Consider the following 26,776-nt stretch of genomic DNA (forward strand, 5'->3'; position numbering starts at 1 on the left):
CTTTTTATTATTTTAAGCTGTTACACTTTTTAGCTTGGTCATGTGTCTCTATTTTTAGTATCTGTAGCATCATGATTTATGCAAAAATAAATGTTTTGTTTTGATATACAATATATTCTTTGGGATCTGTTAGTCACTTTTTTATTTCATAAGGTGAGCAACGGAGTTTGTAATGCTTTTGAATGTTGAAATGGAAAAATTGAGTATTTTCCAGCTTGTTGATAACCTTTTGAAAAGCTAGTTGATTGATATGGAGGTAAAATACTTAATTTATTGAATTGTAATCTGTTAACCTGTTAATAACTTTGGTGCATATCTGTTAATAACTATGTTGATAACTGTGTTAAGAATCTAACTATAGGAGAGTATGTGGCAATAAAAAAGCGCCCAAGAGTGGAAGCCTCCTAAACGCTAATTTTCTTTTAGTAGCGGGACCCGGGATTGAACCGGGGACCTCATGATTATGAATCATGCGCTCTAACCAGCTGAGCTATCCCGCCATTGTTTCTCGATTGCGGGTGCAAAGATAGAGCCTTTTTTTTAATCTCCAAAACATTTTCTATCTTTTTTGTGTTTAACTTAAAAAAAAGATCTTTGAAAGTACGATGGACAGGCTGTTCCTGACCCGGAAAGAAGAGATGTAATGAAGAAAGTGAATTAATTATGCCTTGTAATTAGAAAAAAGTATTTATCTTGGCACACACAATCAATAATGAATGAAGCTATGAAAAAAGAGAAAATACATTTGGAATACCTTCTGAATGCGACCTCTAAAAATATTCTTTGGTCAGCAATTAGCACACCTACCGGTTTGGAGGACTGGTTCGCAGACAAAGTAGTATCAGATGATAAAACGGTGACCTTTTGTTGGGGCAAAACCGAACAGCGTCAGGCTGGTATTGTTGCGATTCGGGCATATTCGTTCATTCGTTTCCACTGGCTTGATGACGAAAATGAAAGGGACTATTTTGAAATTAAGATGAGTTATAATGAATTGACGGGTGACTATGTGCTCGAAATTACTGACTTTTCTGAAGCGGATGAAGAGGATGATTTGAAGGAATTGTGGGATTCTCAGGTGAGTAAGTTACGGAGAACATGTGGTTTTTAGTTAACTTTCGACCAAAAATTTTTCGCACTCCTTTTTTTGTGCTAATTTTGTATCTTAATTGCATGAAACTATTAAGATGCTACGCATAAAAAGATTAGATATTTTTATAATAAAGAGTTTTTTATTACTCTTTGTCGGTACATTTTTCATCTGCCTCTTCATCTTCATGATGCAGTTTTTGTGGAAGTATGTAGACGAATTGGTGGGAAAAGGGTTGGAGATGAGTGTACTGGCTCAATTCTTCTTTTATTCTGCGTTGAGTCTGGTACCGATGTCACTACCCTTGGCAGTGTTGTTGGCTTCTTTGATAACGTTTGGTAATTTTGGTGAACGTTTTGAGTTGCTTGCCATGAAAGCGGCGGGGATTTCATTACTTAAAATCATGCGCCCGCTTATTGTTCTCGTCTTTGCCATTTGTTGTGTATCCTTTTATTTCCAGAACGTCATCGGTCCGCAGGCGCAAGCCAAGTTGGGAACCCTGCTTATTTCGATGAAGCAGAAATCTCCTGAAGTTGATATTCCCGAAGGAGTTTTCTATGATGAAATAGATGGTTATAACCTGAAAGTACAAAGGAAAGACCGTAAAACGGGTATGCTTTATGATGTGATCATTTATGATTTCTCCAACAACTTTGATAATGCTCGCATTATAGTTGCTGATTCGGGACGTTTGGAAATGACCGCTGATAAACAGCATCTCTACTTGCATCTGTACAGCGGCGAGATGTTTGAGAATCTGAAAGCACAGAGCATGAGTTCGAAGAATGTTCCTTACCGTCGTGAGTCTTTCCGGGAAAAGCATTCGATTATTCAGTTCGACTCAGATTTTAATATGGCTGATGCCAGCATCATGAGCAATCAGTCCACTACCAAAGATATGATAAAAATACAGGCATCTATCGATTCTATGACCGTATTGGCCGATAGTATCGGAAGACAGTATTTTGTTGAAGCAAGTAAGGGACCCTATCGTACAGCAGTCGGATTGACGAAAGAAGATACCTTGAAAATGCAGGAAGCGCAGATTCGTGACTATAATGTAGATAGTCTGTTTGAGGCTGCTACGTTGATGAATAAGCAGAAGATTATAGCATCAGCTGTTGGGCGTACAGAGAATCTGTCGAGTGACTGGGGATTTAAGAGCTTTACGATGACCCAGAATGACTTCAGTATAAGGAAACATAAAATAGAATGGCACCGGAAGATCACGATTTCTCTATCCTGTCTTTTATTCTTTTTCATTGGTGCACCTTTGGGAGGGATTATTCGTAAAGGTGGATTGGGAATGCCTGTTATTGTTTCCGTACTTACCTTTATTATTTACTATATAATAGACAACACGGGTTATAAAATGGCCCGTGATGGAAAGTGGATTGTGTGGATGGGGATGTGGATGAGTTCTGCCATTCTGGCTCCGCTTGGATATTTCCTGACTTATAAATCGAATAAAGACTCCGTTGTATTGAATACGGATGTATATATCTCTTGGTTCAAAAGAGTGTTTGGGGTACGTAGTGTCCGACATCTGTCCAAGAAGGAAGTTATTATTCATGATCCGGATTATCAACGTCTTCCGTTCGATTTGAATGGCCTTTCAGAGGAGTGTAGGGCTTATATGCAAAAGAACCGATTGGCCAAGGCACCCAATTATTTTAGCCTGTGGATGTCCGGCGGGCAAGATCAGGAAATTATCGCTATAAACAACCGTATGGAAGCATTGGTTGATGAGATGTCTAATACCCGTTCACTGATACTACTTCAGAAGTTGGAAAAATATCCGATTATCCCTGTAAATGCGCATGTGCGCCCATTCCATAATTATTGGCTTAATATGGCAATAGGAATTGTGATTCCTATTGGTCTGTTCTTTTATTTCCGGATCTGGGCTTTTCGTATACGTCTGAATAAAGACATGGAGCGGATTATCGCATTGAACCGGGATGTGGAATTGACAATAAAAGATATTAATAACGAAAACAAGATATAAAAGTATGGAACCAATCAGACTGAATACCATTGAAGAGGCGATAGCTGACTTCAAAGAAGGTAATTTTGTAATTGTGGTAGATGATGAAGATCGTGAAAATGAAGGTGATTTCATTATTGCTGCCGAGAAGATTACTCCGGAAAAAGTAAATTTCATGCTGACTCACGGTCGTGGAGTACTTTGTGCTCCAATCACAGAAGAACGTTGCGCTGAGTTGGAACTGGATATGCAGGTGTCGTCCAACACTTCAATTTACGAAACTCCGTTTACTGTTACTGTCGACTTGCTTGAGGGGTGTACAACCGGAGTTTCCATGCATGACCGTGCAATGACTATTCGCGCTTTGGCTGATCCGAAGACAAAACCTGCCGACCTGGGGCGTCCGGGACATATCAATCCTTTGCGTGCCCGCTCTCGCGGGGTACTTCGTCGTGCAGGTCATACCGAGGCAAGTGTTGATCTGGCTAAGCTTGCCGGATTATATCCTGCCGCTGCATTGATCGAAATTATCAATGAAGACGGCACCATGGCCCGTCTGCCTCAGTTGGTAGAAGTAGCCCGTCGCTTCGGATTGAAAATAATCTCCATTAAAGATCTGATTGCTTATCGTCTCCAGATGGAGTCTATTGTCGATAGAGGTGTTGAAGTGGATATGCCTACACAGTTCGGGCATTTCCGTCTGATACCTTTCCGCCAGAAATCAAATGGAATGGAACACATTGCATTGATAAAGGGAACCTGGGATACAGACGAACCGATTCTGGTGCGTGTGCACTCTTCTTGTATGACGGGTGATATCTTTGGTTCATGTCGTTGTGAGTGTGGTGAACAGCTTCACAAAGCTATGGAAATGATTGAGGCTGCCGGTAAAGGGGTGATCGTTTACATGAATCAGGAAGGTCGTGGCATCGGCCTGATGAATAAGATTGCTGCTTATAAACTTCAGGAAGAAGGTTATGACACGGTAGATGCCAATCTCCATTTGGGTTTTGATGCCGACGAACGTGATTATGGAGTCGGTGCACAGATTTTGCGTGAGATCGGAGTGAAGAAGATGAAACTGATGACTAACAATCCGGTGAAACGTATCGGTCTGGAAGCCTATGGGTTAGAGATTACCGAGAATGTGGGAATTGAGATTAAGCCGAATCCTTATAATGAACGCTACCTGAAGACTAAGAAAGATAGAATGGGTCATACGCTTCATTTTAATAAGTAAACTGTCTATTTGCTTTCATATATCAAATATTATAGTTTATTTTGCAATCAAATTCACTCAACAACAATAAAATAGATACGAAATGAACCAACTATCAGACCGTTTGAACAGCTTGTCGCCCTCGGCGACTCTTGCTATGTCGCAAAAAAGTGCTGAGCTGAAAGCTCAGGGTGTTGATGTAATTAACCTCAGTGTGGGAGAACCTGACTTCAATACTCCCGACCACATCAAAGAAGCTGCCAAGAAAGCGGTAGATGACAACTTCTCTCGCTACTCTCCGGTTCCGGGTTATCCGGCTTTGCGTAATGCTATCGTAGAGAAACTGAAGAAAGAAAACGGTCTGGAATATACAGCCGCTCAGATTTCTTGTGCAAATGGGGCAAAACAATCTGTATGTAACACTATTATGGTGTTGGTGAATCCGGGTGACGAGGTCATTGTACCTGCTCCTTATTGGGTAAGCTATCCTGAAATGGTGAAACTGGCAGAAGGTACACCGGTGATTGTGACTGCCGGTATCGAACAGGATTTCAAAATTACTCCTGCGCAACTGGAAGCTGCCATTACTCCCAAAACCAAAGCATTGATACTTTGCTCACCGTCTAACCCGACCGGTTCGGTTTACAGCAAAGAAGAATTGGCTGGTTTGGCTGCTGTGTTGGCAAAGTATCCACAAGTCATAGTCGTTGCCGACGAGATCTATGAACACATCAATTATATCGGAAAACATCAGAGCATTGCTCAGTTCCCCGAGATGAAAGACCGTACCGTGATTGTTAACGGTGTGTCAAAGGCGTATGCGATGACCGGATGGAGAATTGGGTTCATAGCCGGCCCGGAATGGATTGTGAAGGCTTGCAATAAACTTCAGGGACAGTATACTTCAGGCCCTTGTTCGGTATCTCAGAAGGCTGCCGAGGCTGCTTATACAGGTTCTCAGGCTCCGGTTGAGGAGATGCGTCAAGCCTTCGAACGTCGTCGTGACCTGATTGTAAAATTGGCAAAGGAAGTTCCCGGATTTGAGGTAAATGTACCGGAAGGTGCTTTCTACCTGTTCCCTAAATGCAGTTCTTTCTTTGGTAAATCAGCGGGTGACCGTAAGATTGAGAATTCGGATGATCTGGCGATGTATCTGCTTGAAGATGCTCACGTAGCATGTGTAGGCGGTACTTCTTTCGGAGCTCCTGAATGCATTCGCATGAGTTATGCTACCAGCGATGAAAATATCGTTGAAGCAATTCGCCGTATTAAAGAAGCATTGGCGAAGTTGAAATAAGATTCAGCCAATCAGATAAAAAAGGAGGGTGTTATCTGTGAAAAGGTGCATCCTTCTTTATTTTTAGAGTATTTGGTTTCGATACTCTGTTCTCTAAAGAGACATTACAACACAAAATATACACAACACATGAAGAACATTTTTTTTATCTGCTTATTCTTAAGCATGAGCCTCGCCGTATCCGGTAAGAAGGCTCAAGTGAGTATCTCCTGTCTGAAAACCGAGATGCTTGTAAATCCCCAAAACATTGATTGTCCCTCTCCCCGTTTGAGTTGGGAGATTTTATCTGATGTGAGAGATGTAAGACAAGTCTCCTACCATATCCTCGTATCCACTTCGTTGGAGAAATTAAACCGGGAAGAAGGTGATTTGTGGGATACGGGTGATGTGGCGTCCGATCAGTCCGCATATATTTCGTATGGCGGCGATATGCTCGATAGCCGTACCCAATGTTATTGGAAAGTGAGGGTAAAAACCAATAAAGGTATTTCCGCTTGGAGTGAACCTGCCAGTTGGGAGATGGGACTGTTGCATCCGTCGGACTGGCAGGCTGTGTGGATAGGGAGAGCTTTTCCACAAGATAAACTGGAGGGGAATACGCGAGTCCCTGCCCGTTATCTGCGCAAACCTTTCAATTTGAACTCGAAGAAAGTGAGAAAGGCTACCCTGTACATTTGCGGATTAGGATTTTATGAGGCCTATATTAACGGAAAGAAGATTGGAGATCAGGTATTGGCTCCTACGCCTACGGATTATTCCAAATCGGTGAAGTATAATCGGTTTGATGTGACCGGACAATTATTAAAGGGAGCTAATGCCATCGGTGTCATCTTGGGCAACGGACGGTATACTTCGATGCGTATGCCGGGAGTGCGGCATTTTGATGTACCTAAAATGATTGCCCAACTTGAGGTATACTATGAAGATGGAGAGAAACGGGTGATTGCGAGCGATGCTTCCTGGAAAATAACGGCCGAAGGTCCCATCGGAACAAATAATGAGTTTGACGGTGAAGAGTATGATGCAAGAAAAGAGATGCCGGGATGGAATACATATCCGTTTGATGATACGAAATGGCTTCAGGCAGAAGTTGTAAGCCTGCCGGGAGGAAAGTTGGAGGCCCAACTCAATCGTAATATGAAAGTGATGGATACCGTGAAACCTATCGGTATTACCGAATCGGCTCCCGGAGTATATATTCTGGATATGGGACAAAATATGGTCGGTTGGCTTCGCATGAAAGTAAAGGGGCAATCCGGCGATACGTTAAAACTGCGTTTTGCCGAGTTGTTGCAGAAAGACGGTTCTATTTATACGGCAAATCTGCGAACGGCACATTCGGCAGATACCTATATCTTAAAGGGAAATTCTATGGAAGAGTGGCAACCGATTTTTACTTATCATGGATTTCGTTTTGTTGAATTGACGGGTTTCAGGGAAAAACCTTCTCTATCCGACTTCGAGGGACAAGTGATTTATGATGAAATGGAGACTACGGGTAATCTGGAAACCTCCGACCCGATGATCAACCGGATTTACAAGAACGCTTATTGGGGTATACGTGGTAATTATCGCGGCATGCCTACCGACTGTCCGCAGCGTGACGAACGTATGGGGTGGCTGGGTGACCGTGCGGTTGGTTCGCAAGGAGAAAGTTATATTTTTAATAATCATCTTCTTTACGCCAAATGGCTCGATGATATTGAACAGGCGCAGAAAGAAAATGGAGCTGTACCCGATGTGGCTCCTAACTACTGGGACGTTTGCACTGACAATATGACCTGGCCCGGTGCCTATTTAATCATAGCAAATATGCTTTATGATCAGTTTGGCGATAAACAACCCATCATCAAACATTATCCTTCGATGAAGAAGTGGATGCGTTATATGAAAGATAAGTATATGGTAGATCATATTATGACGAAAGATAATTTTGGAGACTGGTGTATGCCTCCCGAATCTCCCGAACTGATCCACTCTAAAGATCCTTCACGTATCACGGAAGCTGCGGTGCTGGGAACAACCTTTTATTATTATTTGTCCAATTTGATGGTACGGTTTGCAGCGTTGGCCGGTTATCCGCAGGATGCTGAAGATTTTCGGAAAGAGAGTGAACTGGTTAAAGAAGCTTTTAATTCAAAATACCTTCATACGGAATTGGGGTATTATAGCAACAATACAGTTACTGCAAATATCCTTTCCCTGCGGTTCGGCATGGTTCCTAAGGCTTATAAGGAAGTCGTGTTCCGGAATATAGTTGAGAAAACAATGAAAGATTTCAATGGGCATGTCAGTACCGGCCTGGTCGGTATCCAGCAGTTGATGCGCGGACTATCGGATTATGGAAGAATTGACCTCGCCTATCGGATAGCGACTAACCGGACTTATCCGAGTTGGGGATATATGGTAGATAATGGAGCAACCACAATCTGGGAGCTGTGGAATGGTAATACAGCTGACCCGGCTATGAATTCTGCCAACCATGTGATGCTGTTGGGCGATCTGATTGTATGGGCATATGGCTATCTGGGAGGTATCAGCAATGCTCCCGGGAGTGTCGGTTTTAAACAGATACAGCTAAAGCCTTACCCGGTAGATGGCCTCGATTTTGTGAATACTTCGTTTCACTCTATCTACGGTGAGGTGAGAAGTCATTGGAAAAAAGAGGACGGTTCGTTCTGTTGGGATATCTCGGTGCCGTGCAATACTTCTGCTTTGGTTTATGTGCCGGTAGCAGATAAAAGTATTGATCCGAAAGAAAAGAAGCGGATCGTCGGAGAGGGGGGGACTTTTCTCCGGATGGAAGGTAGTTATGCTGTCTTTAGTTTTCCTTCGGGAAGTTATCGATTGAAGACGCGGTTATAATTTGCCAAACGTCTGAAAAGAAATAAATAAAGGCTGCTTTCCATTAGGAAGGCAGCCTTTATCTTTGTTGTTGGGGATTGTATTATTCAGCTGGGTGAATTGCTTCAGAAGGACATACATCTGCGCAAGTACCACAATCTGTACACTGCTCAGGATCAATTGAGTAAATATCACCTTCAGAGATAGCGCCAACCGGACACTCGTCAATACAAGTTCCGCAAGCAATACAATCTTCACTAATTACGTAAGCCATTTTGTTTGATATTTTAATTATTAGTACTAATTTGTAGGTACAAAAATAGAGTTTTTAATCATTAGTTGGTATCGTTTTTGATTAAAATGTTTTAATTTGTATATCTTCTAAATAAGGAAAACACTATTTTTGCATTGATTATTAAATACGTATGCAATTATGCCTTTAAATTTACCCGATAAGCTTCCTGCGATAGAACTATTAAAAGAGGAGAATATCTTTGTGATAGATAACTCCCGCGCAACACAACAAGATATCCGTCCGCTACGAATTGTTATCCTCAACCTGATGCCGTTGAAGATTACGACAGAAACAGACTTGGTGCGTTTACTCTCAAACACTCCGCTTCAGGTGGAAATTTCTTTTATGAAGATTAAAAGCCACACCTCGAAGAATACACCGATAGAGCACATGAAAACATTTTATACCGACTTCGACAAGATGAGAGAAGACAGGTATGACGGTATGATTATCACCGGTGCACCGGTAGAGCAAATGGATTTTGAGGAAGTGAACTATTGGGATGAAATAACGGAGATATTCGACTGGGCACGTACCCATGTCACCTCCACACTCTATATTTGTTGGGCAGCACAGGCGGGACTGTATCATCATTACGGTATCCCCAAGTATGCTTTGGATAAGAAAATGTTCGGCATTTTCAAGCATCGCACGCTGCTTCCGCTGCATCCCATCTTCCGTGGCTTCGATGATGAATTCTATGTGCCCCATAGCCGGCATACGGAAGTGCGAAAGGAAGATATACTGAAAGTACCGGAATTGACATTACTTTCCGAGTCGGATGATTCGGGGGTATATATGGTGGTAGCCCGTGGCGGGCGTGAGTTTTTTGTTACCGGGCACTCCGAGTACTCTCCACTGACACTGGATACGGAATATCGCCGGGATGTTTCGAAAGGGCTTCCCATCGAGATTCCCCGTAACTATTACGTGAATGATGATCCGGACAAAGGACCGCTGGTGCGTTGGCGCGGACATGCCAACCTGTTGTTCTCCAATTGGCTGAACTATTTCGTCTATCAGGAGACTCCTTATAATATTGAAGATATCCGATGATAAAACAACGTAAAATAGAATTGCTGGCTCCGGCCAAAAATCTGGAATGTGGCATAGCTGCTATTGATCATGGAGCGGATGCTGTGTATATCGGTGCGCCGAAGTTTGGTGCCCGCGCGGCGGCAGTCAATTCATTGGAGGACATAGCTGCTTTGGTAGAGTATGCCCATCTGTACAATGCCCGGATTTATGTGACAGTCAATACTATCTTGAAAGATGAAGAACTGCAAGAGACGGAGAAGATGATTTGGGCTTTGTTCCGTGCCGGTGTAGATGCACTGATTGTGCAGGATATGGGAATCACCGGCCTGAATCTGCCGCCTATTCCGCTGCACGCCAGTACCCAGATGGATAACCGTACGGTGGAGAAGGTGCGATTTCTGGCTGATGCCGGTTTCCGGCAAGTGGTGTTGGCGCGCGAACTTTCGCTGCGTGAGATCAGCAAGATACACGAAGCTTGTCCGGATGTACCTTTGGAAATATTCGTGCATGGAGCTCTCTGCGTCAGCTATAGCGGGCAGTGTTATGTCAGTCAGGCTTGTTTCGGGCGTAGCGCCAACCGGGGCGAATGTGCCCAGTTTTGCCGTTTGCCGTTCAGTCTGGTCGATGCTGAGGGACGGGTGATCGTGAAGGACAAGCACCTCCTTTCACTCAAAGACCTCAATCAGAGTGACGAATTGGAAGCACTGCTCGATGCCGGTGCCTCTTCTTTCAAGATAGAGGGACGACTGAAGGATGTCTCTTATGTAAAGAATGTGACGGCTGCCTATCGCCGGAAGCTGGATGCCATCTTTGCCCGCCGCAAAGAGTACGCGCGTGCCTCGTCCGGGAGTTGCCGTTATGCCTTTAACCCTCAGCTCGACAAGAGTTTCAGCCGGGGCTTTACCCATTATTACCTGCATGGACGTACCAAGGACGTTTTTTCGTTCGACACCCCTAAGTCGTTGGGCGAGGAGATGGGTACGATGAAAGAGGCAAGAGGAAACTATCTGACCGTAGCGGGATTGAAATCTTTTAATAACGGTGACGGGGTGTGCTACATCGATGAGCAAGGCAGGCTGCAAGGCTTCCGCATCAACCGGGTGGAGGGCAATAAGCTTTATCCGCAGGAGATGCCCCGTATCAAGCCCCGTACGGTGTTATATCGAAATTTCGATCAGGAGTTCGAAAAGATTCTGGCTCGTAAGTCGTCCGAGCGCAGGATAGCTGTGTCTGTCCGATTGACGGATACTCCTTTCGGATTCGCCCTGACACTGACAGATGAAGATGATAACAGTGTAACCCTGTCTCTGGCACGTGAGAAAGAGCCGGCACGTACACCACAGGAAGAGAATTTGAAAACACAGTTGGCTAAGTTTGGCAACACCCCTTTCGAAGCGGTACGCATCGATATCGATTTTGCCGGGAACTGGTTTCTACCTGCTTCGGTACTCGCCGATTTTCGCCGGCAGGCCGTTGAGAAACTGATTTCCGCCCGCCGTATCAATTATCGGAGGGAATTATTTGTACTGAAACCTACCGCTCATGCCTTTCCGCAAAGCACGCTTACCTATCTGGGAAATGTGATGAATGGGCAAGCCGTTTCTTTCTATGCCGGGCACGGCGTGGCAAGCATCGCTCCTGCTTTTGAGCGGGCACCGGCAGAAAAGGCGGTATTGATGTTTTGCAAACATTGCCTGCGCTACAGCATGGGATGGTGTCCTGTCCATCAACGGGAACGCTCTCCGTACCGTGAGCCTTATTACCTGGTGTCGACAGATGGTAAACGCTTCCGCCTGGAGTTTGACTGTAAGAACTGCCAAATGAAAGTGAATGCCGTATGAGAGAGAAGGTCCGGTTCTGCGTAGCCTTGTGTTGTTCGGTGGTCATGGTTCTGTTGGCCTCTTGCCGTTATTCCCTGCCCGATCTTCCGGCGGAGGGAATGAGCCGGAAGACCAAAGACTCTCTGACTTACCTTTCCAAGTATCATTATACGTGGAATACGAACCTGGAGGTGTTGGACGATTCGGTTCGTCTGGAATATCTTCCGTTGAAGGATGCCTATGTCAATCTGTATAAAGGTGACCGTGTGGTTGTGGCAGAGTTTTCTGTCCATCCGCAGGACAGTGTAGACAGTATCTGGGTAAAAGTAGCCCATTCTCAGGAAGTGCAGGGGTGGGTACGCAATAAAGAGTTGGTGCGTTCGTTCGTACCGACTGATAGTATTTCGCAGTTCATCCATCTGTTCAGCGATACCCACGCTTCATATTTCGTTTTCATATTCGCCTTGTTTGTCGGGGTCTATCTGCTCCGTGCTTTTATGAAGAAGCGGTTACAGATGGTTTACTTTAATGATATCGACAGCGTCTATCCGTTGTTTCTTTGCCTGTTGATGGCATTCAGCGCTACAGTCTACGAGACGATGCAGGTGTTTGTACCCGACACTTGGGAGCATTTTTACTTCAATCCCACCTTGTCTCCGTTCAAGGTACCTTTCATTCTTTCGGTATTCCTGACCGGCATTTGGCTGTTTATCATCGTCACTTTGGCCGTACTTGATGATCTGTTCCGTCAGCTTACTCCTGCCGCTGCTGTTTTCTACTTGCTGGGACTGATGTCGTGCTGCATTTTTTGTTACTTCTTCTTTATTCTCACCACACACATCTATATCGGCTATTTCTTTCTGGCCTGTTTCATCTGGCTTTTTGTAAAGAAAGTACGTAGAGGCTCCGGCTATAAATACCGTTGTGGAAACTGTGGACAAAAGCTTCGGGAGAAGGGTCAATGTCCTCACTGTGGGGCTGTTAACGAATAAATCGGGAATGTGGTATGAATGTTGGGGAGATCTCTCCGTTGGTTTAAAACCAAGAGGAGTTTACCCAGAGAGGTAAGGGGCATTGGTTTTAAACCAACGCCCCTTACCTTTTAAACTAAAAATTAGTCGATCTTATGTCTGGTTTTATTATATTAGAATCGGCATCTTATGTCTACCCCGAAGTGTACCGGACGTCCTTTCTGCATAAATCCGTTGCCCATTGATTCGAAGTAGAAAGTAGCATACTTCTTATCCAGCGCATTGCGAACCCAGAAGTCGATTTGTCCGTTCCCCTTCGCCAGGCTGACACGGCTATTCAGCGTTCCGTAGAATGACTGGCTTACATCGTTTTGCTCTGTCCAGTAGATGCGTCCGGCACCATTATAATTCACGTTCACCTGTACATGGTCCAGCCAGTGGCGGGGAGCAATGCGGAAGATGTATTGCCCACCCACGTTGAGAGTATGTTTCGGTACGAAAGGTACATAATTGCCGTCATAGCTGATTTCATTTTGTCCCCGGTCGATGGTTTTATAATCGGTGAACGTGGCATACGTATATCCGTAGCTTGCGTTCATGCTGAGAGCATCGGTCAGGTTAGCACGCAGTGCCGCTTCAGCCCCATAGCTCCGGCTTTTGCCGGCATTGACCGTAATACGCCCCAATCCGCTTTTGGCAAACTGGGCGATTTGCTGATCACGCGTATCCATCAGGAAGGCGGCAAGATCCATCCATAGCTTACCTTCCCACAGAGTGAGGTGACTGCCCACTTCGTAATTCCAGGAATATTCGGGCTTGTAGATGGTCGATGCTTTCGGATCCGCATTCTCACCCGCATCCGGAATATTCGACAAGATGCGGTCCGCGATGGCCTGTGGCATGCCTTGAGTCACGAGGCGGTCGAAGATCTGTTTCGTGCCTGCCTTGATCTGTCCCTGCATGTCGTTTTGCATATTACCCTGTATCAGATCCGAGAACATCTGTATATTGTATCCTCCCGAACGGTATCCGCGTGATACGGTGGCATATACGTTGTTACCCTTCTTCCATTCGTATTGCAGGGCGAACTTGGGTAATAGCTGCAGATAGTCGTTGCTGAACTTGCCGTTCAGGCGTGGTGAACTGGTCTGTTCCAGGCGAACAGGCATGAAAGGGCTTGTCATGTTGAACTGATAGTCAATGGTACTGCCCGAGTTGTATTTCATCCAGTTCTTTTCGTAGTCCAGACGCAGTCCTACGGTAGCTGAAAGCCCTTCTATCAGCAAGTCACGGAAGGTGGACTGATGATAGACTGCTCCACTGAGGATCGGTGTGTGGAAGCGTCCGTCCACCAACAACGTAGGGTTCGTGATGTTCAGGTTCATTTTCATTCCCATCGCCGAGAGATCGGGGAAGTGACTGTTGATGCCTTTCTCCAGCATTTCTGTCACCCCGTCTTCCTTGAATGTAACCGGTCCGTTGGTGGTGAGCCACTGATAGAACCCGAAGGCACCTGTGGTCCATTCCCAGCGTCGTCCGGATTTCGATTTGAGGACGATTTCTTCGGAGATCGTGGTCAGCTTCTGCTTCTGTTCCAGCACATAGATATTGGCAGGAGAGAAGTCTTGATCGATAAACATACGGTCACGCAAGTGTTGCAGTCCCGTTACCGAACTCAGTGTGAAGTGGTCTCCCTGATATTCCAGATTCAACCCTGCATTCAGCAGATTGCGATAGTAACTGCTGGGATCATTGTAGGCCGGTTTCAGGTAGGTTCCCGTGTGCTTGTCATAAGCTCCGTAAGCATATCCTCCCTGATCGCTGTACTCATAGCTGACGTTCAAGTCTAGCTTCATGTTCTCGCTGGGCAGGTAGATGCCTCGGAACCGTCCTCCGGCAGCTTGGCTTTTGTCTATCTTTTTGTTAAGGTAGGTATTCTTGAAAAAGCCTCCTCCGTATTCATAAAATGCTCCGGTGGAGAAGGCAAACTGATTCGACATGCGGTGATAGTGAGTCACGGAAGCATTGTAATTATCGTAAGTCCCGGCACTCAGTCGAAGGTCGGTGCCTTGATAACTGAAAGGCGATTTGGTGTGTACCTTGATCAGTCCTCCCATGGTGTTGCGTCCATAGAGGGTTCCCTGCGGACCGCGCAACACGTCGATGCGCTCAATGTCGGCATAGTTGAAGTCGAAAGCTGATTTGTCGATGTAAGGGACATTGTCTACGTACAAACCCACTGACGGTGTATTGATGCGTGAACCGATCCCACGGATGTAGATGGCGGAAGTCAGTTTCGAGCCATAGTCGGGGATGAAGATATTCGGAACAAGTGCCGTCAGGCTCTTGATGGAGTTCACCTGATTGGCTTGCATATCCTGTTGTGAGAGCATGGTTACCGCGGTTGGCTGTTCGCGTAGTTTGCGGTTTTCTTTCGGAGCTGCGATAACTACAATCTCTTCCACATCTATCACTTTCAGTGTGTCTTTCGGAAGCTCTTCAGCCCATGTGCCACCGGCAGAAAAGAGGGCAAGGGCAATAAGAATACTGTTTTTCTTCATGTGCTGTATCTTTTCATTGATTCGTTTGCAAAGATGCAGCAAAAAATGTTAAACGGCAATCCTCATTTATTAGGATATATGCTTTCACCATGGATTCACCACATAGTTCGCTATATGCGGTCTGCCTCCACATACCCGTTCATCACCGCATAGATGGTTAGGCCCGAAACCGATTTGATGCCCAGCTTTTCGGTAATGTTCTTCCGATGCGTGATTACGGTGGTCAGGCCGATATTCAGTTTGTCCGCGATCTCTTTGTTGATCAGTCCTTTGGTGATCAGGACCAGCACCTCGATTTCGCGTGCCGAGAGTTCATGTCCGGTGGTCGGCGGGGTAGGAGGCATGTCCTTTATCGGATAGCCGTCATGATGTGCATGCTGGTGGAGCTTCAGGATGTCTTTCACCAACTGTTCCTCTGCCTGGTAGATGTTGAGTATGGGGACGCCGGAGAGTTGGAACTGGTGGCTGTCTCCCGCCAACACGATGGTTTTCCGCTTTCGGGGGAGGAAGAAAGCGTTGTGCTCCACATAAATCTGTGCCGAGATGAAGTAGTGGGCATACATATCCGGGGTGTCATCTGTCAGTTCGCCGAAGCTATGGAACGTGCGGATGACTGCCATGGGGATCATTCTCTCCAGGATTGTTTTCAGTCCCAGGCTGGTGAGGGTGTTCGCCTCTACGATAGCTATTTCTGGTTGGTGATTCATCATAAGTCTATGGATTCATAAATTGTGCTACTGCTTCTGCGCAACGTTCTCCATCGATTCCTGCCGAGACGATGCCACCCGCATAACCGGCTCCTTCGCCACAGGGGAAGAGACCGCGTAAGGTGATGTGTTGCAGGGTATCCTTGTCTCGTACGATGCGGACCGGAGAAGAGGTACGGGTTTCTACCCCTATCATCACGGCTTCGTTGGTCAGGAAACCGTGGCTGCTGCGCCCGAACTGTTGGAAGCCTTGTGACAGTCGTCCGGCAATGAATTCCGGCATCCAGAAATGCAAGGGAGAGGATATCAATCCAGGGCTGTACGAAGACTCCGGCAAGTCGTAACTCAGTTTCTTGCGTGTAAAGTCCACCATGCGTTGTGCGGGTGCCGTTTGGCGTCTGCCTCCTTGCAACCAACACTGGCGTTCCAACTCTTCCTGGAAGTGCAGCACAGCCAGTTCGGGGAAGGTTTCTTCTGCTTCATTGTTTACCGTTAACCGTTTATCGTTGATGATGTCTTCCGGTTGTATCTCCACTACCATTCCCGAGTTACTCCACCGGGATCCGCGATTGGATGGCGACATTCCGTTGACTACCACTTGTTCGGGACCGCTGGCCGCCGGTACGATGAATCCCCCGGGACACATGCAGAAACTGTATACTCCGCGGCCGTCCACTTGTGTGACGAAACTGTATTCGGCAGCCGGCAGGTATTTACCTCTTCCGCTCCGGTTGTGGTATTGTATTTGGTCTATCAATCCTGCATGATGTTCCAGACGCACTCCGACGGCTATTCCTTTGGCTTCGATAGTCACGTTGTTGGCGGCCAGCCAGCGATATACATCTCTTGCCGAATGACCTGTTGCCAGGATGACCGGACCGAGGAATGTTTCGCCCGTATTCGTCTCTATTCCTTTCACTTCTCCCTGTTCGATGATCAATGCATCCATCCGTGTCTTGAAGTGTACCTCGCCTCCACATTCAATAATCGTATTGCGCATATTCTCTATCACCCGTGGCAGCTTGTCCGTGCCGATATGCGGATGGGCATCTACCAGAATGGCCGTAGAAGCACCATGTTGGCAGAATACATTGAGTATCTTGTCCACATTCCCGCGCTTCTTGCTTCGGGTATACAGCTTTCCGTCCGAGTATGCACCGGCTCCTCCTTCACCGAAACTGTAGTTCGATTCTGGGTCTACCCGATGCTCTCGGCTGATCTGTGCCAGGTCTTTCTTACGTTCGCGCACATCCTTACCACGCTCCACGACGACAGGACGCAGCCCCAGTTCTATCAGCCGTAATGCGGCAAACAGTCCTCCGGGGCCTGCACCTACCACAATAACCTGCGGTTTTCCTTCCACATTATTATATATAGTATGTTCGTACTCATCGTCCTTAGGCATTTCGTTCAGGTATACCCGAACTTTGAGATTGACGTAGATCGTGCGTTGGCGGGCATCGATACTCCGTTTCAGTGTACGCAGGGCGGTAATATCGCGCTGATTCAGTCCTTTCTCCTGTGAAAGGTATGCTTTGAGTTGCTGCTCGCTGGCGGCAATTTCGGGGAGGATGCGGAGTTGGTATTCTTGTATCATGGTTTACCACAGAGTGACACAGAGTTTCACTGAGTCTTTTTTAATTAAACAATATATCTTCTGATGCCTTCTTTGAGGCTTCTTACATTAAAATTGATAAGCAGGCCATATTTGATTCCTGATAGTTTTAAATAGGTTATTAGCTGTGCGGTGTGAACGGGATGTAATTCTTCTACAGCTTTTATCTCTATTATAACAGCATTGTTGACTACAATATCCAATCTGTAACCTGCATCTACTTTAATGTTTTTATATACTACGGGTAGTGCTTTCTGTTTTTCTACGTTTAATCCACATTGGATTAATTCGTAGCATAAGCATTCTTCATAAGCACTTTCTAGTAATCCGGGTCCTAAAACAGTATGTACTTCATAAGCTTTCTTTAGTATCAGTCCTGTTAATTCATTTATCTCCATGTTTTAATGTTTAATGGTAAGAACTCTGTGTGACTCCGTGTTCTCTGTGGTGAACTTACCCGAAGAGCGTCCGGAATGCTTCTTCCACCTTTCTTACCGGAACCAGTTCTATCCTCAGCTTCTTTGTATCGATGCCCTGCATGTTGTATTTAGGTAGGATGAACCGTTTGAACCCGAGCTTCTCAGCTTCACCGATACGTTGTTCGATCCGGTTTACCGGACGGATTTCACCGGATAATCCGATTTCTCCGGCCATGCAAACCTCAGGTTCGATGGCAGCATCCATATTGGATGAAAGGATGGCACTGATAACAGCCAGGTCGATGGCAGGGTCGTTAACCTTCAGTCCTCCGGCAATATTTAGAAAGACATCTTTTTGTGCCAGCTTAAATCCGACACGTTTCTCTAATACGGCCAGCAGCATGTTCATGCGGCGAATATCGAATCCCGTTGCCGAACGTTGCGGATTGCCGTAAACCGCAGAGCTGACAAGTGCTTGCGTCTCTATCAGGAAGGGTCTTACCCCTTCGATGGCAGATGCGATGGCTACCCCGCTCATGCCTTCGTGGTCCTGCGACAGTAACAATTCCGAAGGGTTGCTGACTTGGCGAAGCCCGTCTTGACGCATCTCATAGATGCCCAATTCAGCGGTACTTCCAAAGCGGTTCTTGATGCTGCGCAGAATACGGTACATATAATGCTGGTCTCCCTCGAATTGGAGTACGGTGTCTACGATGTGCTCTAGAACCTTCGGTCCGGCAATGCTGCCTTCTTTGTTGATATGCCCGATCAGCAACACCGGGGTATGCGTCTCTTTGGCAAAACGGAGGATGGATGCCGAGCACTCCCGGACTTGCGCGATGCTTCCCGGTGACGATTCGATGCTTTCGGTCGATATCGTCTGTATGGAGTCGATGATTACTAGGTCCGGACGTGTATTCTTGATATGTACATAGATCTGTTCCAACGATGTTTCGCAGACAATCAGACAGTCGCTCGAAGTTCGGGTTAACCGGTCGGCACGAAGTTTCAGTTGCCTTGCGCTCTCTTCTCCCGAGATGTAGAGTATCCTCCGCTCAGGCATGTGGAGCACGGTTTGGAGCACCAGTGTGGACTTCCCGATGCCGGGTTCGCCACCGATCAGTACCAGCGATCCGGGTACCAGCCCGCCTCCCAGCACCCGGTTCAGCTCCTCGTCGTGCATGTCGATGCGGGGTTCTTCATCTGCTTCGATCTCGCTCAGGGTGACGGGTTTGGCTTTGGGCGATTCGATGCCAGATACCGGACGTTTATTCGGAACTTCCTTGCGGACAATCTCTTCTACATAGGTATTCCATTCGCCACACGAAGGACATTTGCCCACCCATTTGGGTGATTCCTGTCTGCAGTTACTGCATACATAAACGGTTTTCTCTTTTGCCATTGATCTCTTGATAAATAGGTCTCAAAGTTACGCATTTCGTCTTTTTCTGCCAAACAGAATATAGCTTTTGACTCCCTGAACCCCGTGAAGTCGTTTTTCTTTTTGATAAAGCCTCTGACCGATTGTCAGTGAAATGGATGGATTACTGACTCTATGGAGCGTATCATGCGGTTTCGCTGACAAGCTCTGTGTAGAAAGACAGTGATCCGGAAATGGAATCCGGATAAATACTCCCGGATAACTGCATATCCGTCACTTCTGTTATCGGTTTATTGGGGTTTGGATCTCCGGATTATTAACTTCGTGCCGATAAACTGTTAACTTCATCGGAATACGATGTTAACTTCCTGCAAATAGAGTGTTAACTTCCTGTAGACAGAGGCTTCGTTTCTTGAAAGGAGAGCCTTGCCTTAAAGGATTTTCCGGTATCTTTCCGTCTGCTTTGTCCCTTGGCGGATACTGCCGCGAGATGGCATAAAGAATTTGTTTTTGCTTCCGGGCGTTGTCGGAGATAGTACGAAGAGATATTGTTTTGACTTTTGGTGAGAAATTCTGAATATACCTGTCAAACTGATAATTGCCCGAATGGCGTGGATGCGTTTTTTTCGTACTTCGTCGGCATCTGTTCGGAAAAACGGATTCTGAGGCCTCCTGAATATCATTTTGACAAATCGATACTAATCTCTCCTGCCATCGACTCGTTCATCCTCCGGCGTACTTCGTCCGGCGAATATCCGTGTCCTAACAGAAACATCAGTTTTGTTACGGCCGATTCGGTAGTACTGTCGTGTCCACTGACGATGCCCGCCTTCAGCAGATGATATCCCGTTTCGTAACGTTCCATCTCTACAGTACCGGCGCTACATTGGGTTACGTTGACAATGACAACACCCCGTTCGCTGGCATCACGAAGCCTCCGCAGAAACCACTCCTTGCGGGAAGCGTTGCCCGAACCATACGTTTCGAGTACCACTGCCTTCAATCCTTCGATGGCGAGTGTAGCGGCTACGACATTCTCTTGTATGCCCGGAAAGAGTTTGAGGATAGCTATATTGGTGTCCAGCAGATAGTGAGGATGCAGTTCGCGTTTCTCCCCTTCAATGTGAATCTGCACATTGTTATATTTAATATGTATCCCTGCTTCTGCCAGTACCGGATAATTGAACGAACGGAAGGCGTTGAAATTTTCCGCACTCATTTTGGTCGTACGATTGCCACGCATTAACCGGTTTTCGAAAAATATACATACTTCAGGAACCATGGGATTACCGCTTCTGTCGCGTGCCGATGCTATTTCGATGCTGGTCATCAGATTCTCCTTGCCATCGGTACGAAGCACTCCTATGGGCAGTTGTGAACCTGTCAGGATAACCGGTTTGTCGAGTCCTTCGAGCATGAAGCTGAGGGCTGAAGCGGTGAAGGCCATCGTATCCGTACCATGCAGGATGACAAAGCCGGTGTACTGGTGGTAGTGTTCACTGATGACGTGTACCAGTTTCCTCCAGGCTTCCGGTTCCATGTCCGAAGAGTCCATAGGCGGATCGAATTGGTAAGAGTCTATCGGGAAGGTAAACTTCTGAAGTTCGGGTACATGCTTCTGCAATTGCTCGAAATTGAAGTTTTCGAGTGCTCCGGTTTCAGGGTTTTCTATCATACCGATGGTTCCGCCCGTGTATATTAACAATATGGAAGTATCTGATGGGTTCATAGTCCTTAAATGAAGAATGTATTGTTGCAAAGATAATGATATATCTTGTAAATGGCAGCAAAGTGTCAAGAAAGTGATCCGCTTTATCCGGAGAAAAAGCAATGGGCACTATAAAAATATAATTGTCCTATGTTACATTTTTACCCCTCTTTCTGGGGCTTTCTGTGCTTTTATCGCAAAATAATCGCAAAAAGTGATAGATTGAATGAAATTATTCTTATTTTTGCAACATCTTATCAAAATCGAACGTAGAAACAGAAACAATGATGCAATGCTATCCACATACAGTCACATCGATGTGTACCATGATTGGGACACAGGGGACAATGGGGATGACCCCTAGGGGTTAATATATAGTATGATGTGTATCTACGTGATTCACGCTTACAGGAAGTAAGCAAAACTCAATTTTATATTTTATTATTCGTATCAACAAAGATGGTTTTGTATGCCTGAAAGAGCGTACAAGGCATTCCATTAAATAAGTATCTGCATGAAAGTAATGAAATTCGGCGGAACGTCCGTAGGTTCCGTGAACAGCATTTTAAGCGTAAAGAAAATCGTAGAGTCTGCCGGTGAACCGGTAATCGTAGTAGTGTCTGCATTGGGCGGGATCACTGACCAGTTGATCAGTACCTCCCGAATGGCCGCCATGGGCGATGCAGCTTACGAAGGGGCATACCGGGAAATAGTTCGCCGCCACGAAGAGATGGTGCAGGGAGTGATTCCTGCCGGAGAGACTCAGACCCTGTTGCACTATCAGGTGAATGAATTGCTCGACGAACTGAAAGATATCTTTCAGGGTATTTATCTGATTAAAGATCTTTCTCCGAAAACGTCCGATACCATTGTCAGTTATGGTGAACGTCTGTCTTCACTGATTGCGTCAAGACTGATCCAAGGGGCTGTATGGTTCGACTCACGTACTTTTATCAAGACAGAAAAGAAACATAATAAACATACACTGGACACGGAACTGACCAATCGGTTGGTGCGGGAAGCTTTCAAAGAAATCCCCCGGGTTTCGCTGGTACCCGGATTCATCTCTTCGGATAAGGTTTCGGGAGACGTAACGAATCTGGGCAGGGGCGGTTCCGACTATACCGCAGCTGTTATTGCCGCAGCTCTCGATGCCGATAGTCTGGAGATTTGGACGGATGTAGACGGCTTCATGACAGCCGACCCGCGTGTGATCAGTACGGCCTATACTATCAGCGAGCTGACTTATGTAGAGGCTACCGAACTTTGTAATTTCGGTGCAAAAGTGGTGTATCCGCCTACCATCTATCCGGTATGTCACAAAAACATACCGATCCTGATTAAGAATACTTTCAACCCGGATGCCCGGGGAACGGTGATCAAACAACACGTAGACCACACGAAGAGCAAAGCTATCAAAGGGATTTCGTCCATCAACGACACGAGCCTGATTACCGTACAGGGTTTAGGTATGGTGGGCGTGATCGGTGTCAACTACCGCATCTTTAAGGCGCTGGCAAAGAATGGAATCAGTGTGTTCCTCGTTTCGCAGGCTTCATCGGAGAACAGTACCTCTATCGGTGTGCGTAATGCCGATGCCGATCTGGCTTGCGAAGTGCTGAACGAAGAGTTTGCCAAAGAGATCGAAATGGGTGAGATTTCGCCTATCCAGGCAGAGAAGAACCTGGCTACGGTAGCTATCGTGGGTGAGAACATGAAACATACGCCGGGCATTGCCGGAAAGCTGTTCGGTACGCTGGGACGAAATGGCATCAATGTGATAGCCTGTGCACAGGGAGCTTCCGAGACCAACATCTCGTTTGTTGTCGATTCAAAGTCGTTGCGTAAATCGCTGAATGTGATTCACGACTCGTTCTTCCTCTCCGAATATCAGGTGCTCAACCTCTTTATCTGCGGTGTGGGCACGGTGGGAGGAAGTCTTGTCGAGCAGATCCGCCAGCAGCAGAAGAAGCTGATGGTGGAAAATGGCCTGAAACTCCATGTGGTAGGTATTATCGATGCGACGAAGGCGATGTTCAGCCGTGCCGGATTCGATCTGGCCAACTATCGCGAAGAGCTGAAAGAGAAGGGAGTGGACAGTTCGCTGGATACTATACGTGACGAGATTATCGGCATGAATATATTCAATTCGGTATTTGTGGATTGTACGGCCAGTCCGGACATAGCCTCTCTATATAAAGACTTCCTGCAACATAACATTTCTGTGGTGGCGGCCAATAAGATTGCTGCTTCATCGGCTTACGAGAATTACCGTGAACTGAAGCTGATAGCCCGTCAGCGTGGTGTGAAATATCTGTTTGAAACTAACGTGGGAGCCGGACTTCCGATTATCAATACCATCAATGACCTGATACATAGCGGTGATAAGATTCTGAAGATCGAGGCAGTGCTTTCGGGTACGCTGAACTATATTTTCAATAAGATCAGTGCCGATGTTCCCTTCAGCCGTACCATCAAGATGGCGCAGGAAGAGCGTTATTCGGAACCCGATCCGCGCATCGACCTGAGCGGTAAGGACGTGATCCGTAAGCTCGTGATCCTGGCGCGTGAGGCCGGATACAAGCTGGAACAGGAAGACGTGGAGAAGAATCTTTTCGTACCGAATGACTTCTTTGAAGGTTCGCTGGAAGACTTCTGGAAAAAAGTGCCTAGTCTGGATGCTGATTTCGAAGCTCGCCGCAAGGTGCTCGAGAGTGAGAATAAACATTGGCGTTTCGTTGCCAAGCTGGAGAACGGCAAAGCATCCGTCGGTTTGCAGGAAGTGGACCGCAACCATCCTTTCTACGGACTGGAAGGCAGCAATAACATCATTTTGCTCACCACCGAACGCTATAAAGAATATCCGATGATGATTCAGGGATACGGTGCGGGTGCCGGAGTGACGGCGGCCGGTGTATTTGCTGACATTATGAGCATTGCAAACGTATAAAAAAGAAGCTTATGAAACACATCATCATACTGGGTGACGGAATGGCCGACTGGGCTGTAAAGTCGTTGGGAGACAAGACGCTCCTGCAATATGCAAAAACGCCTTATATGGATAAACTGGCCCGTATGGGACGGAACGGACGGTTGATAACCGTAGCCGACGGGTTCCATCCGGGAAGTGAAGTAGCCAATATGTCGGTTCTGGGATACAATCTTCCGAAAGTATACGAAGGGCGCGGACCACTCGAGGCTGCCAGCATCGGTGTCGATTTGCAGCCGGGCGAGATGGCAATGCGTTGCAATCTGATTTGTACGAAAGGAGATATCCTGAAGAATCATTCGGCAGGGCATATCACAACAGAAGAGGCGGATGTGTTGATTCAATACCTTCAGGAGAAACTGGGGGACGACCGGGTGAGGTTTCATACCGGGGTGCAATACCGCCATCTGCTGGTGGTGAAAGGCGGAAACAAGCAACTCGACTGCACCCCTCCGCACGATGTGCCTTTGAAGCCTTTCCGTCCGCTGATGGTGAAACCTTTGGTACCGGAGGCCGAAGAGACTGCTAGCCTGCTCAATGAACTGATCCTGAAGTCTCAGGAACTGCTGAAAGATCATCCGCTGAACCTGAAGCGGATGGCTGAGGGGAAAGACCCTGCCAACAGCATCTGGCCGTGGAGCCCGGGTTACCGTCCGCAAATGGAACGTCTGTCCGACACCTTCCCGCAAGTGAAGAGGGGAGCTGTCATCTCGGCCGTCGATCTGATCAACGGTATCGGATATTATGCCGGGCTGCGCCGTATTGCGGTAGAAGGGGCAACGGGGCTGTACGATACCAATTACGAGAATAAAGTGGCCGCCGCACTGGAGGCCCTGAAAACGGACGACTTTGTCTATCTGCACATTGAAGCCAGTGACGAAGCCGGTCATGAGGGTGATGTGGCGCTGAAACTGAAAACGATTGAAAACCTGGATAGCCGTGCCGTAGGTCCTATCTACGAGGCTGTGAAGGAGTGGGAAGAGCCGGTAGCGATTGCCGTATTACCCGATCATCCTACTCCCTGCGAACTGCGTACGCATACCAACGAGCCGGTCCCGTTTTTTATCTGGTATCCGGGTATCGAGCCGGACAGCGTGCAGACCTTCGATGAAGTTGCAGCAGTGGAAGGCAGTTACGGATTGCTGAAAGAGGATGAATTTATTAAAGAGTTTATGAACCGTTAAGGAATAGGAACAGAGTTTGTTCACCACAGATTACACAGAGTTTCACAGAGAATTTTTTATCTCTTAAGCACATATAATAAGAACTTAAAACTCTGTGGGACTCTGTGGTGCACCGACTCCGAAACCATTTATAAAAATACCCATGAAATATTATAGTACTAACAAACAAGCTCCGCTTGCTTCGCTTGAAGAAGCGGTAGTCAAAGGACTTGCTTCTGATAAGGGGCTATTCATGCCCATGACCATCAAGCCCTTGCCCCAAGAGTTTTATGACGAGATAGAGAATCTTTCTTTCCGGGAAATCGCTTACCGGGTGGCAGATGTTTTCTTTGGAGAAGATGTTCCGGCAGAAACGCTGAAAGAGATTGTTTATGATACGTTGAATTTTGATGTCCCATTGGTGCCGGTGAAGGAGAACATCTATTCCCTGGAGCTTTTCCACGGTCCTACATTGGCTTTTAAAGATGTAGGTGGACGGTTTATGGCCCGTTTGTTGGGATACTTCATCCGGAAAGAGGGGCGGAAACAGGTGAATGTGCTCGTAGCCACTTCCGGAGATACCGGTAGTGCGGTAGCCAATGGCTTTTTGGGGGTAGAGGGTATTCATGTGTACGTGCTCTATCCGAAGGGAAAAGTCAGCGAGATACAGGAAAAACAGTTCACTACGCTGGGGCGGAATATTACAGCCCTGGAGGTGGATGGAACGTTTGACGACTGCCAGGCGCTGGTGAAAGCAGCCTTTATGGATCAGGAACTGAACGAACAGTTGTTGCTGACCTCGGCTAACTCTATCAACGTGGCACGTTTCCTGCCGCAGGCATTCTATTATTTTTATGCCTATGCGCAATTGAAGAAGGCCGGCCGGGCAGAGAATGTCGTCATCTGTGTGCCGAGCGGAAACTTTGGTAACATTACTGCAGGCTTGTTCGGCAAAAAGATGGGCTTGCCCGTCCGCCGTTTTATCGCCGCCAACAATAAGAATGATATTTTCTATCAATATTTGCAGACAGGACAGTACAATCCCCGTCCGTCCGTTGCCACCATTGCCAATGCGATGGATGTGGGTGATCCGAGCAACTTTGCCCGTGTGCTCGACCTGTATGGCGGTTCGCATGCAGCCATCGCTGCCGAGATATCCGGAACGACGTACACCGACGAGCAGATTCGTGAAAGCGTGAAAGCGTGCTGGCAGCAGACGGGTTATCTGCTCGATCCTCATGGAGCATGCGGTTACCGTGCATTGGAGGAAGGCTTGCAGCCGGGTGAGACAGGCGTATTCCTCGAAACGGCCCATCCGGCCAAATTCCTGCAAACGGTGGAGAGCATCATTGGTACCGAGGTCGAAATACCTGCTAAGCTCCGGGCTTTTATGAAAGGCGAAAAGAAAAGTTTGCCGATGACGAAGGAGTTTGCTGATTTCAAGAGCTATCTGTTGGGCAAGTAGAGACTCTCCCTTGAGGGCACAGGGTGATGTAGATGACTTTTGTTATGGATTATTAATGTGAATGCTTTGCGCTCTCTATGGTGAAATATGCTTTTCCCACAGCCGGCGGCTCTTTTCCCGGATGGAGATGCTGACGGGAAATTGTTTGTGAAAACGGTCTCAGAGATACTTCTGGGGGGGAGTGGCGGGACTTTTTTAAAAAACTCC

Annotated in this window: 18 protein-coding genes and 1 tRNA gene; 11 read left to right on the top strand and 8 right to left on the bottom strand. The window is 46.7% G+C overall.

Going from position 1 to position 26,776, the window contains the following annotated elements; genetic code table 11:
- Nucleotides 1-426: 426 nt before the first annotated feature.
- Nucleotides 427-500, bottom strand: a tRNA-Met gene (locus BSHG_RS14725).
- 224 nt (nucleotides 501-724) lie between these two features.
- Between BSHG_RS14725 and BSHG_RS14720 the strand changes: the two genes are divergently transcribed.
- The 5 genes from BSHG_RS14720 to BSHG_RS14700 all read left to right on the top strand — a co-directional run bounded on the left by BSHG_RS14720 (nucleotide 725) and on the right by BSHG_RS14700 (nucleotide 8,458).
- On the top strand, nucleotides 725-1,111 hold the full coding sequence (locus BSHG_RS14720; RefSeq protein ID WP_008658377.1) for an START-like domain-containing protein: 387 nt from the start codon (nucleotides 725-727) through the stop codon (nucleotides 1,109-1,111).
- Nucleotides 1,112-1,187: 76 nt separating this feature from the next.
- Nucleotides 1,188-3,098 (top strand): LptF/LptG family permease, encoded by a 1,911-nt coding sequence (locus BSHG_RS14715; RefSeq protein WP_005801540.1) that lies wholly within the window; start codon nucleotides 1,188-1,190, stop codon nucleotides 3,096-3,098.
- Between the two features lie 4 nt (nucleotides 3,099-3,102).
- Entirely contained in the window at nucleotides 3,103-4,317 is a 1,215-nt protein-coding gene (locus BSHG_RS14710; protein ID WP_005784515.1) for a bifunctional 3,4-dihydroxy-2-butanone-4-phosphate synthase/GTP cyclohydrolase II, read from the top strand.
- Between the two features lie 82 nt (nucleotides 4,318-4,399).
- Nucleotides 4,400-5,593, top strand: coding sequence for a pyridoxal phosphate-dependent aminotransferase (locus BSHG_RS14705; RefSeq protein ID WP_005796424.1), 1,194 nt, complete (start codon nucleotides 4,400-4,402; stop codon nucleotides 5,591-5,593).
- 129 nt (nucleotides 5,594-5,722) lie between these two features.
- Nucleotides 5,723-8,458, top strand: a complete 2,736-nt coding sequence (locus BSHG_RS14700) for a glycoside hydrolase family 78 protein (protein ID WP_008658379.1) — start codon at nucleotides 5,723-5,725, stop codon at nucleotides 8,456-8,458.
- Between the two features lie 82 nt (nucleotides 8,459-8,540).
- Here the strand turns inward: BSHG_RS14700 and BSHG_RS21415 are convergent, their stop codons facing one another.
- Nucleotides 8,541-8,711 (bottom strand): DUF362 domain-containing protein, encoded by a 171-nt coding sequence (locus tag BSHG_RS21415; protein ID WP_005784522.1) that lies wholly within the window; start codon nucleotides 8,709-8,711, stop codon nucleotides 8,541-8,543.
- Nucleotides 8,712-8,870: 159 nt separating this feature from the next.
- On the opposite strand from BSHG_RS21415, the gene metA reads away from it, so the two are divergent.
- The 3 genes from metA to BSHG_RS14685 are packed head-to-tail and all read left to right on the top strand — an operon-like array spanning nucleotide 8,871 to nucleotide 12,582.
- The gene (gene metA, locus BSHG_RS14695; RefSeq protein ID WP_005796420.1) at nucleotides 8,871-9,788 is read left to right on the top strand and encodes a homoserine O-succinyltransferase; all 918 of its coding nucleotides are present in this window, start codon (nucleotides 8,871-8,873) and stop codon (nucleotides 9,786-9,788) included.
- Entirely contained in the window at nucleotides 9,785-11,611 is a 1,827-nt protein-coding gene (locus BSHG_RS14690) for a peptidase U32 family protein (protein ID WP_008658382.1), read from the top strand. Before metA ends, BSHG_RS14690 begins: the two co-directional genes overlap by 4 nt.
- Complete coding sequence (locus tag BSHG_RS14685; protein WP_005784529.1) at nucleotides 11,608-12,582, top strand: hypothetical protein; 975 nt, start codon at nucleotides 11,608-11,610, stop codon at nucleotides 12,580-12,582. The genes BSHG_RS14690 and BSHG_RS14685 overlap by 4 nt, the downstream gene beginning before the upstream one ends.
- Before the next feature lie 152 nt (nucleotides 12,583-12,734).
- Here BSHG_RS14685 and BSHG_RS14680 read toward each other — a convergent pair whose 3' ends face one another.
- The 6 genes from BSHG_RS14680 to BSHG_RS14655 all read right to left on the bottom strand — a co-directional run bounded on the left by BSHG_RS14680 (nucleotide 12,735) and on the right by BSHG_RS14655 (nucleotide 20,973).
- Nucleotides 12,735-15,122 (bottom strand): TonB-dependent receptor, encoded by a 2,388-nt coding sequence (locus tag BSHG_RS14680; protein WP_008658383.1) that lies wholly within the window; start codon nucleotides 15,120-15,122, stop codon nucleotides 12,735-12,737.
- Between the two features lie 110 nt (nucleotides 15,123-15,232).
- Nucleotides 15,233-15,829, bottom strand: coding sequence for a response regulator transcription factor (locus tag BSHG_RS14675; RefSeq protein ID WP_032497444.1), 597 nt, complete (start codon nucleotides 15,827-15,829; stop codon nucleotides 15,233-15,235).
- A 7-nt stretch (nucleotides 15,830-15,836) separates the two neighbouring features.
- Nucleotides 15,837-17,426, bottom strand: a complete 1,590-nt coding sequence (locus BSHG_RS14670; protein ID WP_008658385.1) for an NAD(P)/FAD-dependent oxidoreductase — start codon at nucleotides 17,424-17,426, stop codon at nucleotides 15,837-15,839.
- 44 nt (nucleotides 17,427-17,470) lie between these two features.
- Nucleotides 17,471-17,842 carry a GxxExxY protein gene (locus tag BSHG_RS14665; protein WP_005784536.1) on the bottom strand — a complete coding sequence of 124 codons (372 nt, stop codon included), beginning with the start codon at nucleotides 17,840-17,842 and terminating at the stop codon, nucleotides 17,471-17,473.
- Between the two features lie 55 nt (nucleotides 17,843-17,897).
- Nucleotides 17,898-19,265 (bottom strand): DNA repair protein RadA, encoded by a 1,368-nt coding sequence (gene radA / locus BSHG_RS14660; protein ID WP_008658386.1) that lies wholly within the window; start codon nucleotides 19,263-19,265, stop codon nucleotides 17,898-17,900.
- A gap of 658 nt (nucleotides 19,266-19,923) precedes the next feature.
- Nucleotides 19,924-20,973 carry an asparaginase gene (locus tag BSHG_RS14655; RefSeq protein WP_008658388.1) on the bottom strand — a complete coding sequence of 350 codons (1,050 nt, stop codon included), beginning with the start codon at nucleotides 20,971-20,973 and terminating at the stop codon, nucleotides 19,924-19,926.
- Between the two features lie 493 nt (nucleotides 20,974-21,466).
- Here BSHG_RS14655 and thrA point away from each other — a divergent pair, with 493 nt between their 5' ends.
- The 3 genes from thrA (at nucleotide 21,467) to thrC (ending at nucleotide 26,569) form a co-directional block, all read left to right on the top strand.
- Nucleotides 21,467-23,902, top strand: coding sequence for a bifunctional aspartate kinase/homoserine dehydrogenase I (gene thrA / locus BSHG_RS14650; RefSeq protein ID WP_005784545.1), 2,436 nt, complete (start codon nucleotides 21,467-21,469; stop codon nucleotides 23,900-23,902).
- Between the two features lie 11 nt (nucleotides 23,903-23,913).
- Nucleotides 23,914-25,125, top strand: a complete 1,212-nt coding sequence (locus BSHG_RS14645) for a cofactor-independent phosphoglycerate mutase (RefSeq protein WP_008658390.1) — start codon at nucleotides 23,914-23,916, stop codon at nucleotides 25,123-25,125.
- Between the two features lie 142 nt (nucleotides 25,126-25,267).
- Nucleotides 25,268-26,569, top strand: a complete 1,302-nt coding sequence (gene thrC, locus BSHG_RS14640; RefSeq protein ID WP_008658391.1) for a threonine synthase — start codon at nucleotides 25,268-25,270, stop codon at nucleotides 26,567-26,569.
- Nucleotides 26,570-26,776 lie beyond the last annotated feature (207 nt).

Origin of the sequence: Bacteroides sp. 3_2_5 (genome assembly GCF_000159855.2) — a bacterium.
Classification (GTDB): Bacteria; Bacteroidota; Bacteroidia; order Bacteroidales; family Bacteroidaceae; genus Bacteroides; species Bacteroides fragilis.